Genomic DNA, 20296 nt, shown 5'->3' on the forward strand with positions numbered 1-20296 from the left:
ATAATAAAATATTTTTACAAATCTCTAACAACAGGAAAACCGCTTGGAGTGCATGAGGAAATGCTATATTATGACATATGGGGTTATATAATGTTTTATTTCATTATGAAGTTTCTATCTAGAATAAGGATTGCTTTGTGCAAATTGACCATTAGTGTGAAGCACATAGGTAGTTTTGTTTAAAAAACGTAGCCTAAGAACTAGACAATGGTTCGATTTTGAAACAACAGGAAATGTGGTTGGCATGAGACAAGGCCCGCATCAAAAGCGTAATCGCGGACGTAGTAATTGCCGTACGAACACGCCTAATCGTAATCAAACATTTGATAGTAATGGACCTGACGTGCGTATAAGAGGCAACGCTAACCAGGTCTATGAAAAGTATTTAGCTCTCGGACGAGATGCCGCAGCGTCCGGGGATCGGGTCCTTGCAGAAAGCTACTTCCAGCATGCAGATCACTATTATAGAATTGTTAGTGCATTTGCAGAAGATGAAGCTGACCGCCATGATCGTAATAATTTTCAAGTTCAACAGCACAATGGCGCTCCCCGTGATTCGAATGAGGAAGAAGTTGAGGATTCTCGCCTTGCATCTTGCAACAAAACAGGAAATAACCGTATAAATAATAGCGATGATAATTACCGTTCTGAGCGACGATCTTATGATGGTCAATCATCTAGTTTTGAACGGGGTGAAAAACGTAACGTCAAAGCAGTTCCATTAGAACAATCTAAAAAAAAGGACACAAAAACGGCAGCTTCTATCCATCAACTTTCAAGCAAAACCTCTACAAAATCTAACGAGGTAGTAGAATCCGTTAATGATAATGCTGCACAGCAAATACTTCGTGTCTCAAATAATAAGGAAGATGATTTGCTTGCTATTAAGGGTAGAGGCGAAGATGATGAGCCTCGACCGCGCCGAAAACGGCGACGTAGAGGCTCTAATATGGAACAGTCTGTTAACAAAGACATCATAGATACAAATAGCTGATTAGCTTAAATGAGAATGAATTGAATAATTTTACATAATCAAGCGGCTTGTTTTTTATTAAAAATCGTTGATTTAGCTTCATAATCTAACTTTCTATTTATATTCTAATTTATATAACTTTAAATTCTTTTTATAATTTTAGATAATTTATATTATTACTGTTTCTACAAAAACTTCTTCTAATGTGTCAAAAATAGATTTTAAAGCTACTGGTAATAAAAGTTAGTTATTTATCAGGAAAATTGCGCGATTAAACAGATTTTACGTATTAGATGCGTATTTTATACATAAATGATTATGTAATATATTACAAAATATTATAATATGATGTACTGATATTGCTGTTCCTCCTATTTTTAGTATTGTTAATTATTCTATAAAAACTAAGTTAACAATCTGCATTAAGATGATATTAATAAAGAATATTTTAGATTTTGCCTTTGAAATTTTATTCATATTACGAAAATATATCAAATATCTCGTCTATTTATCAGTTTTATCTTGTAATAACAGCAGTGCTTTATTACATAACAATTGTTATGTGAAATTAGTTGTTCTGTTTTTCATATTTGCTACTTTATCCATAAAGTATTAGCCATTCATAATTTTTATCTAATTTAGATTGTCTTAAATCTTAGAAAGATTTTCAGCGTTATTGATTGAATAGTTTTTTTTAAAATTCTTTATGTAGAATTTATTTTTTATTTTACTTTAGTAAATTTTAATTTTTAAATTAGGCGCTTTGATGTATTAAGTGTTGTTCTTGGTAATTTTGAACATGATCAGTTTGATGCTGGTTTTTTCACGTATTAGCTAATGTTTTTGCTTCGATTAATGTTGATCAACTGTTACAGAAAAGCCAAATAGATTAAATATTTCTCTCTGGTTAAGCGTGTAAATATTTCTCTCTGGTTAAGCGTGATATCAACATGCATAATAAATACAGTAGCAATATGTCAAAATTAAAGATAAAGTAACCGCCATTACTTCTAGTTTAATAGATTTATATTTTAACAATTATAAAGTTTAATCTTTAAATTTTAAGAAAAGCTAAAATATAACTAGTTATATCTAGTTATATCTAGTTATATCTAGTTATATCTAGTTATATTGATTTATAAGACAGCAATTAACAAATGCAATTAACAAATATCTATTATTTTTAAACAGACTTATCCTTCTCGCGAGCAAGTTAAATAATTGCAATATTTAACTAAAAAAGCTACATGTTACTATCTAATAAAAAAGGTTAAAATTTATCTAAATCTAGCAAAAACTTTATGCTAGAGATACATACTCATCTGAGGGAAACAAGATGAAAATTTATGTAATAGATAGGGAGGGTAGAGAGCACGAACTTGAAGCAACTCCGGGATGGCGAATAATGGAGATTATTCGTGATTCCGGTCTACCAATTACTGCGGAATGTGGAGGTGCATGTGCTTGTGCTACTTGCCATGTCTACGTTGATCATGAATGGTTGGACAAGCTGGAACCACAAAGTGAAGAAGAGAACAACACGCTAGATCTTGCATTTGAGGTTAGTGGCTATTCTCGGCTTTCTTGTCAAATTTTGTTCAACAAACATTTAGATGGGCTCAAAATGAAACTAGCGCCTGAGTAACTAGTGAATTTAAATAAATAACGATTTGATAACGCATGAGGGAGTATGTTTATCGAGCGATAAAATACAAAAAATAATTCAGCAACATCATAAAGTTATTGTTTATCTAGTGATTATTTTAGCTTATTAATTAATGTCCTATTCGATTTGTGAATTTAAACGATGATTGATTATAAATACCTTATTAGTAAAGTTTTACATCTACTAAGAGCTAAGCTTCTTATACCTTGATTATATTCATATAAAAAACTAATCTTTAACTAATCTTTATTGTTAAATAAAATCGCTTAATTAGCTTGCATAATCTATTATGCAAGCCTTTGATTTTACTATTAAGTAGTAGTTCGTTCTATTGATAGGGAGAAATTAAATTCACTTTTTATAAATGCACCTATCGTGACTTTGCTTTATATTTTAAAAATGAAGAATTTGTGTTTGAGTATGAATTCAACAATAAATACGATAAGTTGAAGATTATTCAATATGAATAAGTTACTGTATTTCATGCAAATAATATATTGTCTGCATTAAGCGATGTGTTTGGTAAAACTGCATATTGTTCTTGAAGAAAAATTACAGTAAAGATTTTGTATGCCATGATAATATTTTCTTGCTTATTACAATGAGGAATATTGTTTATTGATACTGTAAGCTAATCAATCTGACCTATAATATAGCTACAATATACAATACTGATGGAAGCTATCACGAACTATAGTACTATACTACCTTGTGATTTTGTCTTACAATCAAGTTAGTAATTTAATCAAGTATAGGGGCATGAATCTTATACTCTCAAGAATATATGGAAAAGTACGATGTAAGTATTTTGCTTTTCATAGAAAGAGATTTCTAATTCACATTTTTGTCAGATCATTGCAAGATCCAAATCAATGTATCAAAAAGCATTTGATCCATTTGTATCACATAAATATATAACCTATTATTCATCAAAGTTAATATCAAACAGTTTTTTTAGAGTACTAAAAATTAAATTGCTTCATTATTACTTTAAACACTTTGATAATATCATTTCTATTACATTATTTCAAGATATAATATAAAGCTACAGTTTTGATAAATGATATAAACTATACAAAAAAAATTATTTCTTATTAATAAATTCTATTTAAAGCTAGATAATAGCTCTGCTTTTACAATTATTTATTTAACTACAAAGCTTTAAAAATATAATTTTAGATTTTTATATAATTAAGCTCAACTTGAGTGTAGTATTTTAGTAGTAAACTTGATTATTAATTTTTATTGGTACAAAGATATTTTGAATACTGTTTCTAGAAAAAGATTTTGTGAAGCGATAATGATTTAATGAAATAATAAAATTAGATTTTCATAAGAAACATTATACTGGTCAAGATAGAGTTTTGTTATTTTATTATTTAAAAATGTAAATAATAAAATAAGTTAATATCTTTACTTGATTCATATACACAAATAATACTTATTTAGGTAATTGAATTTACTATTAAAATATAAATATACTAGCTTTAGAAATGAAATTTTGAATCTTCTATGATCAATGTACGGGCTAAATCAAAAAATAATATTGTATTTTGCATCTAACATTATTAAGCTCTACCGCTTAAAAACGTAATTAGCCATTTTATTTTTGCATCTCTGATACAAAAATTTAGGTCAGTTATGTAAACTAGTATTTTCTGATAAAATCATTTTAATTGGTTGTTAGTTTATTTCTTATTTAAAACAGAATTGTAAAAAACATATGTTTTGCTATATTAGCTACTTAGAAATTGCTATAATTACCCTTGATGAGTTAGTGTTTACTATTTTATTTGTGATTAAGTTAGGCAATTATTATAGGAATAACAAGTCCAATTACTCATTATATTAATTGGTCATGGCTAGTACTAGTGATTAACAAAATCAAGGACAAAAACATCATACTTTTGGTATTATCATAGCCTAGCAGATTAACATTCAAAGGTAACTCTGATTTATCAAAAATTAATTTAATGGGATTTAGTAAGTAACAACCGTTCATTCTTAGTATAAAATAGCTATCTGTTGTTAAATAACTACCATGATCAATTAACCATATTAGGGAAAATATATATTTTATCTTTATTCAACAAGAGTAATCTTTGCATGTGCTTGAAATAATTGCATATTGTTTAATATGCAATTACCAAAAGAATTCTTTAGGCTGTATTATATACTATATGATGAACATAAAAATTGTTAATTTTATTTAACAGCCGCTTTGTATGCTATCGATTTTTTAAATTAAGAAAAGATCTTATATTTTCCTACTACTTTAAGTATCAATTTGTATTAGCCTCTAGATGGCCCCGTGGCAGAGTGGTTATGCAAAGGACTGCAAATCCTTGTACATCGGTTCGATACCGGTCGGGGCCTCCAAAGAAGAAAGATAAGTTGTTTATCTTAAGCTATAATTTTAGAAACAACTTGTACAACCTTGACATCTAATCCCGGGTAGCTCAGTGGTAGAGTCGGCGGCTGTTAACCGCTTGGTCGGGGGTTCGAATCCCTCCCCGGGAGCCATTTGTCTATTAGATACCGTAGGTCGTTAAATTAGTTTTTTTGTTTTCGAAAATTGATATCATCTTAGTACTAAATTAGTAAAATATTATTTTGTTAAAAATTTTAACTTTAAAGAATAATTAAAAGCCTATCAAACCAATTGATACTATGCTATTAGTGGTATCAGAAAATGACGTAGAATCTTTTATAATGAAGATAATCGTCAAGCTATATTGTTTCTATATTTAGACAACAGCAAGAGTGAGTTACTCTTAGTGAAACACTCAATACTAGATTATTTAAAACTTAATTTGCATGTAAGTTAAAGATTATTTTGAAATATAACTACATTATAAATAAAAAATTTGGAGAATATATTAGCTTTATCAAGGCTAGATTTTAAATTAGTTGAATATTATTCACATAGCATCATGCCAAGAACATCAAAATCATATTCTATGATGATTAGTAAACTTCAGTTAGCAGCTAAAATCTTAGCCAATCTTAAGTTTTGATTATTATTGGCTATGTACGAACAGTTAATATAACAAATATACAACTAGCTGTCTTTAACTAATACTAATCTTATATAAGATTAGTATTAGTTAAAGACAGTGATTTATTTGCATTATATTGGGAAGCATATCAAAAATGATATTGCCATGTAAAAATTAGTGATAGATGATTCAAATTCATACTTACATAGTTGTTAATTAAAGCCATAAGTATACTTAATCCAAGAGGGATTTTTTAAAAAGGCAAGCCGCTAATCATGTAAGAGATGAAAGAGCAGCTTTTATCTTGCTAGAAGATTATCTGGAAAACACGATACTGCGATTAACTACTGCTCAAATCGAATTGTATACCTGAAGACTATGGTTTATTAGATAAATACTCTAATAAACCACTCGTTGCATTATAAAGAACAATAAATATTATAATATTGATCATGATTTTTCGATTCTCTCTGCAGAGCAGAAGTGTATCTAAGCAACAACAGCGTCTAATTATTTTTATAGTATAACCCAGAGTCAAAGTTTAATTCATAGTTAAGAAAGTTCTATTATACTGTAGGCAAGTGTGCAATTTTACACGTGACGATCAAAAGACTACAGCAGAACTAGTGTAAAACAAGAACATAACACGATACAAGCTATATTTCCTTAATTTGCTAATGGATATAGATTCATTTAAGATAATTATCAATTATAATATGCCACACATATTTAAACCTTTAACTTGTGTATTCTACGAATGTATGGTTACAATACAAAAAAAATTACGGCGGATTAAATGATAAATAAAATCAATAAGTCTAATTCTGAGTGGAAATCTGAATTAACTCCTGAGCAGTATAAAGTCACACGAGAGCATGGAACTGAGCAGCCATTCGTGAATAAATATTACACAACCACAACACAGGGAATATATGCATGCGTATGCTGCGATCAGCCATTATTTGACAGCAATACTAAATACAAAAGCGCTTCGGGTTGGCCTAGTTTCTCGTCTCCAATTGTAGACAGCGCAATCGGTACTAAGATAGACTACTCTTTCTCTATGAAACGCAAAGAGATACACTGCAGTAAGTGTCGAGCTCATCTTGGACATTTATTCTCAGATGGCCCCCCGCCCACAGGGCTACGGTACTGTATAAACTCAACCAGTATAAATCTAAAAAAATCGAAAATATAATACACAAATTGGCGCACAAATATGCTAATAATTTTATTATTAGTGAGTTGTCTATATGATAAATTTAAAATCTTATTCTAAACTAGCCTTAGATTAACACATCAAATCTATTAATCGAGATGATTAATAGAAATTAGTAATATTTTTGCATTAAAATGAATTAAACTTAATCCTTGATTAATTTTTGCTTTTCCTTAAAAACACACTCTATTTGATTTAATATTTGTAAAAGATATTTTTTGATATATACAATACGCTTCGGCTATATTTTGAAAAGAAATTATACAATTTTAATGGAACCTAATAAATCTTTTTATTTAAAAGTCCTAGACCTAATATAAGAGTTTAAAATAAACTGTGATTGAAATTATTATTTTAAATGCAGTGCCTATTTTCTCATTTGTATAAAACACCAAGCAACTTAAGAAATATATAAATAAAAAATTTCTTATAATTTGCAATAACCGGATTATTTAGATAGTTTTTGATATTTCGCTTGAGTAAATAGGATTAATCAAAAGAACTTTATCTAAATAAAAGATTCAGATAGTTGTTTTTATGCTTAATTAAAGGCGCATGACTGCACTAAGTACCATAATGTACAAATAGTAAATACTAATTTATCTGTTACTAAAACAACCTAACAGTTATACAATTAGCCATAAGTGAATATCTAAATTCAATAGAGACAATTTGCTATAATCTTAAGTTATAAAAAATCTCTGATAAAACATTACAATAATTAACTTCGTTACGTAATGATATGCGAATGCACTTAAGCTATTGCAAATCATAAAAAGTTAGTTAAATTATTCGTTAATTATTAATTAAAACTCGCTATTCGCGTAAATACCCTATCCAATAAAAGTATAGTTTTTGTAAAAGATTAAAGAAAATTAAGAAGAAAAATCTTAATTTATCTAGCTAAAAGAAGTATTAATGCCCATAATATCAATTATATCTAACGTACAAAAGTATCTGAAAATTATTTTTTACTAATGAATACTTCCGTCGATTATTAAGATTATATGTTCATAAAATCAACTTCTAATACTGATTACTTCTTGTTTTAAGTATTACTCGTTATATGAGTAATACTTAAAAATATGAATTTATGTGTAGAAGATAATACAATAGTCTAATAAACACAAGAGCTGAGCTAATAAATAATTGGCATTATAAATTTATTAAGCCTAACCTTATTAACTACTAAAATTTTTGCCCTTTAGTTAAAGCACGCCATTAACACTCTAATATCAATAATCAAAAATATATCAATGATTGACTGTATCAGATATTATAACAGGTCAAAGGCAATCAGAATAACAAACAACTTATTATTAATACAATAATAAGTTGTGAAACAAATATAAACAGCATTATACCAAATAATTTTGATTACTTAATTTGATTGAATACGATCATAGAATTTAGTTAATCTCATTAGTCTAATAAAAAAAAATAATTTTAAAATTTTAAATTAATTTAAACATAGAATAATCTTTATTTTAGGTTCGAATTATATACAGCTATTTAATAGCTCACTTCTCAAGTTCTATTCTAAATTAGAATATATTTTTTGCACTGTAATTGCTTGGTGGAGAGGATAATCTAAAAAAAATACAACAATATTTAATCAATCCGATTAAATAAGACTTAATTTTACTTTAACAGCAAAACTATGCTTTATCTGCTTAGCGCCCAAGCCGTAACAGTGCAAAAAAAATAAAATAGCTTAAAACATTATTTTAATAAATAAGCAAGTATAAAATAGCTCAACATATTTTATACTATTTTTAAGAAAAAAATCAAATGTAATTATATTACATTTGGCTATAATTGCTTATAGCTCGCCTAATAAGGGATACTATCCATTTAGAAAAATAAATAAAAAGTACTTTATAATTGCTTCAAAAATTAAATATTAAAACTGATTGTTGGCTTCAAATAACAAATCAAAAATTTAAAGAGATTGGTAGGTTATTTGATCTCGTCAAGTTTAAGCAGATAAGATAAATAGTGATCTTCATTACGTATAATAACAGATCCTAAAGGAAATTATAAGTTTATTATATCATTAAAGGGTTAAAATATAATGAATAATCATTTTCTATAACTCTACTCCTTTTTTCTAGCGAAAGATTTCATTCAAAATTATTGTTAGTCATGCAAATTAGCTATCGAATCAATACAAGCGAATAAGTTTATAATTTATGCATATTACGTAAATACAAATGCTAAAAACTAGCTTTAGTCTAGCAAAAGCAAAGCATTGATTGATCCGTTAATATAATCTATTTTATAGAATAGTATATTTTAAATAACAACTGTAAAGAAAAAGATTAAGCTCAACATTATATTACTCAATTTTTATTTTATATAAATTAATAATTTTATTCGTTTGATCTTTAGCTTAAAAGCTTTTACCTTTGCATTTTCTACTTCCTAGTTGTTTTACTAAGTACTTTTTAAACTAAAAACACCATATACTAATGAGCAATAGATAGTAGTTAAAAAAAATCACGCTTAGATAAAAGCATTATTTCAGCATAATATAATAACTTGTAGTAATTATGAATTTAAATTCATAAAATTTTTTATAGCTAATGAATAACTTAATAATCCACCATTTATTTTTTTAAGTTTACTTTATCTATCGATAGATAGAACTTACTAAGTATAATATAAAATACTATATTAAATAATATGCGTTGATCGCATGTGCCTTATTCTATCTTTTATTAAAGTACATTAGAAATTTGAAAAACATCTATTAAGATTTGCATGAACAAGCTATATACAGCAGATTCTAATGCAATAGAAATTTTCTATTACATGGTTAAAATCCAATTAACTACTTTACTTGTTGCGTCTTAAACCTTCAAAATAATATTTAAGCAAACAATTTTATCTATTTGTTTTTAGCTAAAATTCAGCTAAGTATCCATCTTCAATCGAAGTTAACAACAACTAGAATATGACAACTAGATAAATAACTTATTCTAAGGCACTCAATGATACGAAACTGTATTCCAGGTGCCATTAATAATAATTTTTTCACTAAAGCTACCAAAGGATTCGCCAGGAGCAATCAATTCCACAGCGGTACTGCCAACATAATCAATTTCAGCACCATCAGCAAGAATTTTTAGTGCTTTAGCCAACTCACCAGGATAAATCTTCTCGCCCGGAGAGTTGGCAACCTTATTTATATGGTATTTGTATACATTGCTATCGGTAGTACCAGCGGACTGCATAGCAAGCAGCATAATTGCGCATGCGTCATATGCTTCCCTAAAATAAGGATCGTTTCCATTAAATCCCTTCCTTTTAGCAAGCTCAACTAACATCTTCGAACCAAGGCTATCATTGCCCTGTACAATACCAATTGATCCGTCCATAGTTTTACCAAAAGTATTAGTCAAGGAATCACCAACCATACCATCTGGTAACATAAATTTTTCGAAAGCACCGGTATCCATAGCAGCCTGGATTACTCTCTTGCCGCCCTGATCTAGATATCCTACTACAATTAATATATCCCCCCCAGCCGAAGCCATAGTAGCGACTTCAGCTGTATAATCTGCTTTCCCATCTTCATGAGCAACAACAACAGTAATTTTGCCACCATTCTTTTCAAAAGATGCCCGAATAGCTTCAGCAAGACCCTTCCCATAATCATTATTTGTGTAAGTAAGAGCCGCAGACTTAATCCCCTTAGCAAATAAAATATCTCCAATAATTTCTCCTTGACGAGCATCAGACGGAGCAGTGCGAAAAAACAAACCGTCATCCTCAAGGAGGCTTAGTGCTGGGGATGTTGCGGATGGAGAAATCATAACAACGCCATGTGGTCTTACAACGTTATTAAGAACGGCCGTAGTTGCACCAGAGCAAGTAGTACCGATTATACCTGCTACTCCCTCTAATGTGATTAAACGATCAGCTGTAGCTGTAGCGGCTGCAGTATCTATGCAAGTAGTATCGCCTCTTACTGAGAGTATCTTCTTTCCGCCAAGAAATAAACCACTGTCAGAAATTTCTTCAATGGCCAATTCACCGCCCGACACTATCGGAATAACTAAAGACTCGGTAGGGCCAGTAAATCCTTGAAGCATACCTATTTTGCAGTAATCTTGGATGGGGACAGCAGCTGACAAGAATACAGCAAACAACAACAATAATAATAGTTTAGTAAATTGTAAAAATAATTTCACTTTAAAAAAAATCTTTAACTCATCTGAGATGAATGAGTAGAATTGCGTTTTTATGCAACTTGTGAATTGTGATGATAATATAATTATATTACAAAAGTATATAATTTTTTACAAAGGTATATAATTTTGCGTAACTTTAATTACAGCATTGTAAGAATAAAATTATACAAATGTACTTAAGAAGGCTAGAGGCAATACTACTATACATAGTTAGATTTATAACACATCTCTAAAAATAATCAATCACACAAGCTAATAATAGCTAACATTTTCCTCAGTCTATAGTTACTATCATCATTGATGAATGATGAACCACAACGCAAAAACGTTAAGATGTTTTATTAATTTTCACCTCTCTCGCTTCCGGCGATCGCAAAAATTATTAGATATATTATGGTTATACATCAACACAAAAACTGCATCAAACATGTTGAATCAGTCTCTAATATGTCAATAACAATGTTCCAATTAATCCGCATTAAATAAGTAAAAATTAAGACTTCAGCATGACCAATTAAAAAACAGAATTAGCAAGCGCATTTCATCGCTGCTTGCAATTATTGCTAGTATCATTAAATCCATTAACTAGCTGATAAATTTAATGTTAAATGCATTCTGCATTTTATATCAGTAAGCAGATCCATTAATAGAATAAATTTATCACAATACCATACCTACATAATCTAAAAAGAACTATAGACAGAAATTTATAAAAATAACATTTTGTTAGTTATCCCTTGTAATTTTAAAAACTAAACTGCTTTCTGTCATAGCAATTAAAATATTTCATTAATCATTACTTGTAATACAATAATTATCCAAAGACTAATTTGAGTGGGATAGATTAACTAATTTAAAATATTAATAAATTTTCTCAAACAAAAATCATTAAAAATAAATTATTCATTAAACTAGCTAATGTCTAGCTCTTATCATTTTAATAGTTAATTAAAAACAAACAACTAGTATAAAATTAACTATTCAGTACAATAAGATCAAAAATGACCTATAATTAATACTTAAACAAATTATTTAATTACGAACATAAGAGATACAATTAAAAGATTGTATAATCAAATGCAACAAGCTAAGTTAACAATAATAATCTCTCCTATTATCAATTTCCTAGCCTAGGATTAACTCCGTAAGCAAGTATGAAATTATTTTGCGTAGTAATAAATAATCTAACTTATTAGGGAGCCGTAAAAATCTATCCAATATAGTTTAGATTTAATAATCTATACTGTAGCAGTTATTCAATTTACTTAGTCATGATATATAAAAACCATCATCCTGTTGACTTACCTGGAATAGGTAAAAATTAAACCTATAATGCTAACCAAGCGACACTTGATTACCTCTATACAAAATTAAAATAATAAAAAACAAAATTATACAATTACATCTTTATATAAAATTTATCTTAAACTTTAATTTAAAAACATGCAATATGTATGATTTGCTAAATTAAAGTTTAAATCTATCAAATAGATATACATACTTTTCATCAAAATGCATTGTCACACGTTTAGTCACTCAAGTGAGTTATAAAATAGATGAAAAGTTAAGTAAATACTTCATCAAAGGAGTAATTTTTTTTACTGCTATAAGCAAAGGCTAGCTTTGAATTAATGTTTTGTTTTAGCTAGATGCAAATAAAGGGAAAATTTATAATTTTATTAGTTAAGATCCAAGATAGAATAATTTATAATTAAAATATAATAAACTTCTTATTCGCATATGGATCAATAATCTTTTAAATAAAAAAATTTAGGAAAGCATTGATAAATTTGCCTTTATATTAAAGTATTACAACTTTAGCGTTATATTCATTTAGCTCATTGATATAAAATTCAAATTAAAAATTGGCTATTTCTCTAGTTTAGTTATTTTTAGATGAGGGTAAAAACTGGTAATGCCTATCAAGATTTCACGCAACCTACCCGCTCGAACTCAGCTAGAAGCAGAAGGAGTCATAGTGATCGACGAATCTACTGCAGTTCGTCAGAGTCTACGACCAATTAAAATTGGTTTGTTAAATCTGATGCCAAATAAAATTCGCACAGAGACTCAGTTTGCTCGTCTTTTAGGAGCAACGCCACTTCAAGTTAATCTCACTTTAGTGAAAATCACGAATCACATCTCCCGTAACACTTCAAACAAGCACATCGTCTCCTTTTATCGAAACTGGGAGGATATTCGAAACCAGCAATTCGACGGATTTATTATTACTGGAGCACCGATAGAAAGGCTAAAGTATGAGGAAGTTACTTACTGGGAGGAAATGTGTCACATTTTTGACTGGACTCAAACTAATGTGCATGGATGCATTAACATATGCTGGGGAGCACAAGCAGCTCTTTACCATTTTTACAGGATGCAAAAATACGATTTATCGAAAAAAGCTTTTGGTGTATTCCGTAATTACGCATTAGATCAAACCTCGCAGTATTTGCTTGGTTTTCCAGATAATTTTGTTATTCCAACTTCCCGTTGGACGGAAGTTCGAGCTGAGGATATCCCAGTCAACAGCGGAATAAAAACCTTAATGGTCTCGAAAGATACTGGCCTATGCTTACTAGACGACCCGCAACATAAATCACTGCACATGTTTAATCATATTGAATATGATTTGTTTTCTTTAAGTGAGGAGTATTTTCGCGATTTGGAGCGAGGCGAATCTACAGAAATGCCTCACGATTACTTCCCTAATAATGATACATCCCTACCCCCCAAAAATCGATGGCATAATGAAGCTAAGTTATTGTTTTGCAACTGGCTTAATGATATTTACCAAACTACACCGTTTGACCTTAAAGAAGGTGAATAGTTTGGTTCGATCGCATAGTACTTCGTTTAATAAAATGCTAAGAAAAATCCTCAATCGGGGGATTGACGGATTATTACCATATTCGCTCAAAGCAAGTTTTCATCACTATCAGGAAAACGTTGTCTTTGCATTTTTGCTCACAAATTATATTATCAAATAACCCTTTATACAATCGAAGTCAAATAATCATGTCGATCCACTAATCTCGAAGATACTAAAAAAATTATGTTATGTATATAGTAACGTTCCATTAATGTTGATGCAGGATTATTACACCATTATCTCATAAACAAGTAAATAACACCACAACTAAACATCCCAAGTATATTGTAAAGCCTAATATTAAAAAAAAGCAAGCGACATTTAACAATAAAAGCAAAATAAGTTTTTGCAAAAAAAATACTATTTAATGATTAAAAAAAACTATAACAGCCTCCAAAAGTTTAATTGTTAAACTTAACAACAATCTTTTAGATACATTAGCGCTTAGTAAAGAACAAAATAAAAACTCACTTTGAGTGATAAGATCTTCGTCTAGTGCATTACAGTAAAGATTACTTTTCTACAAAAAGAAATACTTTGTATGCATAATTTTACTAGAATAACATAGATTATTAATTTGTAATTAAAAACTAAGAAAACGCGTAATATCAATGCATAAGAATAGATTATTAAGTAATGCTAGAACGATTATTTTAAAATTTTAGTTAAAAACAGCCAAAATCAGCGACGTAAGATTGTAGCAGATACTATTAATAAAATAATGCATAAATTAGCGAACTTAGCTTTTTCAGTAGTATGTTATGCTTTCTTCCCAAAGAGAAGAAAGCATAACATACTACTGTTTATGCAAAGAATGTAAAGATAAATTGGTGCAATAGGCACAAAAACTAAGCAACGTGAGTAAATCTCTCCAAAAAATTTCAGATTGAGCTAAATTTAATACATTTAGCAGGTGCAGGGTTATTACCTAGTTTATTCATAATTTTTCTTTCTGCAATCAGCAGAATACATTTTATTACAAATTACTTAGCTTTATGATAAATTAAAATTATACAAAAACGTAAATCGATTAGCAATTATTAATAAATATTGTTCTACTTTAAAAGTAATACACAATCAAATAACGAGCATTATATACTATACTTAAGTACTCTATAAGTTATATCGTATGTGTTACCAGAGATACTCTTAATTATCATATGACTAAAAATATGACCACTAAAGTAGTTTGGGGCAAATCTACTCCGTAGTCTAAGATAATTAATAACCTTCTTGAAGAGAAAGTTATTAATTATGCTTCGATAACTTGTATTGTATTAATTCGTAAAATAATTCTGTTATTCCTTAGTTCTTGAGGAATTTTAAATCATAAAACCAATAATCGAGAGTCACATTATATAATTTTATAAAAGCTATTGCGCAAAAATCCTGGAATGGGTTATCAAAATAAATATTAAGCATTTACCTAAAGTTTTTGCAGTAAAACTTGCTAGGATCTATAATGTCACAACCTTTGTAATGCAATTTATTTAAAAAATCTAAAATCAGATCGAGGAAAAATCAACTTACAAAATGTATTTTATACACATTGATTAGATTGGTTCTATAGCCCACAGTGTAATGAAGAAGTATCCAGCTATTTTGCTAAAAAATTTTAATTTTATATGTATACAAAAAAATAATGGAACAACAGCATAAAGGATAGTTAATCGTGAATATGGAATGTGTTGTTGTCGAAGTTGATACTGCTGCATTGGCAACACTACAAACCGATCGTATCGATAGCTGGCTTACTATGGCTTGCAAGCAGCTAAAAAATTTACCTACACAATTATCTCGCTCCCAGCTAAAGTCTTTGATTAAGCAAGGTAAAGTTAGTGACGGAGTAAAAACAATAACCAGTCCATCATCTCGAGTTAAACCAGGCGCAAAGTATAGAATTTTTTTAAAACCCCTACCGGAAATCTATCATCCCAAAGCTCAGAATCTACCTTTGAACATCTTATTTGAAGATTCAGAGCTAATAGTTATAGACAAACCTGCTGGTATGTCTATGCACCCAGCCCCTGGGTCGTTAAACAACACCCTAGTAAACGCACTGATCTATCATTATGGAGATCATTTATCAAGTATAAATGGGGTACACCGTCCAGGAATTGTACATCGAATAGACAAAGACACATCGGGTCTAGTGGTAATAGCTAAAACAGATACGGCACATGCCGCTTTGGCTACTTGCTTTGCTGCCCATGATATAAAACGAGTATATCAAGCTATTTGTTTCGGGAATCCAATTCCACTAAATGGCACTGTTAATTTGCCTATAGGACGCGATTCTAAAAATCGTAAGCGTATGGCTGTGGTTGATCGATACAGTGGACGTTATGCTATTACTCATTATCAGTCGTTAAAACGAATGAATGGTGGTAGTTTACTAGAATGCCAACTAAAAACAGGAAGAACTCACCAGATCCGAGTTCATTTAAGCCATATAGGGCATCCGCTAATTGGTGATCAACTTTATGGTCGATACCATAAAGTTGAAATATTAGGTAGATCATCTACTGCACACAACATAGCTCGGCATCTTTCACGTCAAGCTCTGCATGCAACTATACTAGGGTTTAATCATCCAGCAACTGGCGAGTCATTAACTTTTAAAAGTCAGCTTCCAGAGGACTTAACGAGACTTCTACAGGTACTGGAGACAACTTAAATATACAATCAAATCCCCATTGAATACGCTAAAATCTAAGAATAGACTAATATGATATACTAAAATGACACTTTATCTATCTGCGTATTAAGCTATGCGGCACTATAAAAAGTTGTAATCGAAAGGAAATCGCATGAAATCAAACGGCAACACATTACCCACGATTAATACAGAAGGTAATCTATCACGATATCTACAAGAGATACGTAATTTTCCAATGCTAGAACCGGAGGAAGAGTACATTTTAGCTAAAAACTGGAGAGAGCAAGGAGATACAGATTCAGCTCATAAGTTAGTAACTAGTCACCTCCGTCTTGTTGCCAAAATTGCTATGGGTTACCGTGGCTATGGACTCCCTGTTGCAGAATTAATTTCAGAAGGTAATGTTGGCATGATGCAAGCGGTAAAGCGCTTTGATCCAGAGCGAGGATTTCGTTTAGCTACTTATGCAATGTGGTGGATAAGAGCATCTATTCAGGAATACATTTTGCATTCCTGGTCGCTTGTTAAAATGGGCACCACAGCAGCTCAAAAAAAGCTTTTTTTCAATTTGCGTAAGCTTAAAGGACAAATGCAAGCTATTGAAGACCGTGATCTGCCACCAGAAAAGGTTACAGCAATAGCCAAGCGCCTCGATGTTGCAGAGGCAGATGTAATATCTATGAATCGTCGCCTAACGAGCCCAGATCATTCATTAAATGCTCCACTAAGAATTGATGGAGAAGGTGAATGGTTAGAATGGCTTGTTGATGACGAGCAAATCAACCAGGAAACTCGCTTAGCTGAGGATGAAGATTTAAATAAACGCTTATTACTTCTCAACAAAGCAATGGATAGTTTAAAAGATCGTGAGCGACACATATTGACAGAACGTCGCCTAAGAGATAATCCTACTACACTAGAGGATCTAAGTCAAGAATATAGCATTAGCCGTGAACGAGTACGTCAAATAGAGGTAAGAGCCTTTGAGAAATTACAAAAGTTAATCAGAAATGCAGCAATGGATCAAAAAATTCCGTAATATGGCTTGCTCAAAGCAATATCGTGTATTGTCAAAATTTTGTACATTTTAGGCCGGAGAAAAATTATTTTAACGTTAGGTCAAGTTAATTGTTGCAAATAGTACCAGCACTTATAATTTTTAGATAATTGTCGCTTTTAATCAAAAATAACATAAAGAAAATATAATTAATTGCTTAAAAGTTATGATAAATTATAATGAAGTGTTTTTCTGTCATTTAGCATTTTAACAAATTTCGATGTATTTTTTAAGAAATCAGCACAGCTCTTTTTAAGAGCCATAAATCTATTCCGAAGAATAGATTTATTTTTCCGTATAAAAGCTTGTTATTGCTAAAGTGCGATAAAAAATTTGCGTGCGAGAATGAATTTCTTGTACTACAGATATTCAAACAGCTTAAAAATTAATCATAAACAATTTTATAAATTATTCTAATTTGCTGTTTCATTTAACGTGAAAAAACATAAAAATAAATTAAAAATCGATTATCAATGAAGCAAAGACAAGCAGTCGAATAGAAATTATTGCGGTAGTAATGTCAGTATATTCTTAGTTCAAATACAATCAGATAAAATATTTCTTATTATATAATGTCTTAATGTTGACCCCAATTGAAATTGAGGCCTATCCCTGTAGTTATATCAGATTTTAACCCAAAATAATTTAATTATTTTTTTCAAAATTGTTTACAGAGTAATTTTTAAACAAAATATTTACAAAATATAAGTAAAAATACCATGAGCATGGAGTAATAGATAGATTACTGAATAAATCAGATGCTTTTAATTTCAATGTGAGCTTAAATGTGATACTTTCACTCTATCGTGCACTTGTTTACGATAAAAAATTTTATTATCTTATTCGCTGACAAATTAATAGATGTTTTTTCGATTAAACTATTTTTCGATTAAACTATAAGAGTAACTCTTTTATCCAAAAATTAATTATAATAAAGACCACTATTAGCTATGCTGGCATCGTATATTGAAATTCTGCGACATAAGGTACCATTAGTACAAAATATTACTAATTTTGTTGCTATGAATCTGGTTGCCAATACGCAGATTGCGGTTGGCGCTTCGCCAGCCATGGTACATTCAATGGAAGAAGTAACTGAGTTTATAGAAATTGCTGATGCACTGACAATAAATATTGGTACCGTTGATACTGACTGGGGAAAATCAATGCTTGCTGCTGCATCAATCGCTTCAAAAATAAACAAACCTTGGGTGTTAGACCCAGTAGCTTTGGGTACAACTAAATTTCGCCATCAATTAGCATCGCGCTTACTTGCAATTAAACCAACAGTGCTGCGAGGTAATGCCTCAGAAATCATAGCGCTAAATGCTAGCTGGAAGCGACGTGGTAAAGGCGTAGATTCTATTGATACCGTGACAGATGCTGAAAATGCTGCTAAGCAGCTAGCAAGATGTATTGCTGGAGTAGTTGCAGTCAGTGGATCAGTTGATTTTATAACCAATGGTGAGCACTCAATGCGAGTCTTTGGCGGTAGTGAAATGATGAGTAAGGTAACTGCTATAGGATGCGCACTAACCGGCGTAATCGGTGCATTTATAGTTGATCAACAACCTTTTGGTGCTACGATTGCGGCTCACGCTTGCTTTAACTACGCTGGTAGTATTGCTGCTCAATATGCAGCTGGACCCGCTACTTTCAATTCCGCCATGATTGACGCGCTATATAGCATAAAACCATCTGCGATTAATAATGAAATTAAAATTGAAGAGGCCTGATTGCCAAACAATTAATTTAATTGTACTCCATATTTTTAAAATAAGCAACATTTGCAAACTGCACAGCTCAATCAAAAACCCGACGTCGCCTAAAACCATCCATTTCACAGTTTTACTTTAATTTTATCACAAAGGTAATCAAAACAAGCAACATTACAACGTATACTACTAACGACCAGCGTACCACGTTATCTGCATCAAATTAAATAAAAAAAGCAACATCATTTTAAGTTAATTACCTTAGATAAAATCTATAGCAAATCTAAGACTAAATAGTCAATTAATAATTTGATCCAAAACTTAATTAGTCTTATTAAACCAATAATCAAAGTCAAATAGTAATTTTCTGCTCTTTTATCTTCTTCAAAAACGATGCTAACGTGTTAAATTATTTACTTTTAGTCGAGCTATTGTGTTAAAATATCTTAATTAGTCTACGCAACAGCAAGTTAATTTTGTAACATTATCCCAGTAAAACTATAATAATAAAAACAGTACTATAATAGTAATATACGTGCTATTTAATGCAGATTAAAAATAAATATACCAATTTATCATGATTTTGAGGATAACCGCAAGCCAACTACTTGTTACATATCCACTAACACTAAAAAATAAGCTACAATTTGTCGTACATTAGTCTAATAATTTAAAATATTTTAATTTAAAGATAATTCTAGGTACTTAAATAATGTCCCTTTATATCAATGCCGCTTATAAGATACCTTCGATTAAGCTACTGATCTTTATCTTGGTAAACAAAATCACTAAAAACTTAATCATCGATTAAATTATAATGAAAAATTAGCTAATGCTAGATAAAGTTAAGAGCGAATGTAAGTTATACATTGATATGTCAAACAATCATTAATCTAAATTGACTACTTCAATAAAATCTAGCTCTATAAGAAAATTATAT

8 protein-coding genes and 2 tRNA genes are annotated in these 20296 nt (G+C 30.1%); 9 read left to right on the forward strand and 1 reads right to left on the reverse strand.

What is annotated here, in order from left to right; translation table 11 throughout:
- The first annotated feature begins 175 nt into the window (after nucleotides 1-175).
- The 5 genes from P856_RS04540 (at nucleotide 176) to msrB (ending at nucleotide 6836) form a co-directional block, all read left to right on the forward strand.
- Nucleotides 176-994 (forward strand): DUF4167 domain-containing protein, encoded by an 819-nt coding sequence (locus P856_RS04540; protein ID WP_420885838.1) that lies wholly within the window; start codon nucleotides 176-178, stop codon nucleotides 992-994.
- Between the two features lie 1315 nt (nucleotides 995-2309).
- A complete protein-coding gene (locus P856_RS02800) occupies nucleotides 2310-2618 on the forward strand; it encodes a 2Fe-2S iron-sulfur cluster-binding protein (protein WP_025300657.1) in 309 nt (102 codons plus the stop codon).
- A gap of 2326 nt (nucleotides 2619-4944) precedes the next feature.
- Nucleotides 4945-5018, forward strand: a tRNA-Cys gene (locus P856_RS02805).
- A 69-nt stretch (nucleotides 5019-5087) separates the two neighbouring features.
- Nucleotides 5088-5162, forward strand: a tRNA-Asn gene (locus tag P856_RS02810).
- A 1272-nt stretch (nucleotides 5163-6434) separates the two neighbouring features.
- On the forward strand, nucleotides 6435-6836 hold the full coding sequence (msrB, locus tag P856_RS04120) for a peptide-methionine (R)-S-oxide reductase MsrB (protein WP_047170281.1): 402 nt from the start codon (nucleotides 6435-6437) through the stop codon (nucleotides 6834-6836).
- Between the two features lie 3011 nt (nucleotides 6837-9847).
- On the opposite strand, the gene P856_RS02815 is transcribed toward msrB, so the two are convergent.
- On the reverse strand, nucleotides 9848-11011 hold the full coding sequence (locus P856_RS02815; protein ID WP_227028657.1) for an ABC transporter substrate-binding protein: 1164 nt from the start codon (nucleotides 11009-11011) through the stop codon (nucleotides 9848-9850).
- A 1957-nt stretch (nucleotides 11012-12968) separates the two neighbouring features.
- On the opposite strand from P856_RS02815, the gene P856_RS02820 reads away from it, so the two are divergent.
- The 4 genes from P856_RS02820 to thiM all read left to right on the forward strand — a co-directional run bounded on the left by P856_RS02820 (nucleotide 12969) and on the right by thiM (nucleotide 19377).
- A complete protein-coding gene (locus P856_RS02820; protein WP_025300659.1) occupies nucleotides 12969-13883 on the forward strand; it encodes a homoserine O-succinyltransferase in 915 nt (304 codons plus the stop codon).
- 1720 nt (nucleotides 13884-15603) lie between these two features.
- Complete coding sequence (locus P856_RS02825) at nucleotides 15604-16602, forward strand: RluA family pseudouridine synthase (protein WP_025300660.1); 999 nt, start codon at nucleotides 15604-15606, stop codon at nucleotides 16600-16602.
- A 133-nt stretch (nucleotides 16603-16735) separates the two neighbouring features.
- The gene (gene rpoH, locus P856_RS02830) at nucleotides 16736-17623 is read left to right on the forward strand and encodes an RNA polymerase sigma factor RpoH (RefSeq protein WP_025300661.1); all 888 of its coding nucleotides are present in this window, start codon (nucleotides 16736-16738) and stop codon (nucleotides 17621-17623) included.
- A gap of 968 nt (nucleotides 17624-18591) precedes the next feature.
- Nucleotides 18592-19377, forward strand: a complete 786-nt coding sequence (gene thiM, locus P856_RS02835) for a hydroxyethylthiazole kinase (protein ID WP_025300662.1) — start codon at nucleotides 18592-18594, stop codon at nucleotides 19375-19377.
- Nucleotides 19378-20296: the final 919 nt, after the last annotated feature.

Source organism: Candidatus Endolissoclinum faulkneri L5 (genome assembly GCF_000510265.1).
Taxonomy (GTDB): domain Bacteria; phylum Pseudomonadota; class Alphaproteobacteria; order Thalassobaculales; family Thalassobaculaceae; genus Thalassobaculum; species Thalassobaculum faulkneri_A.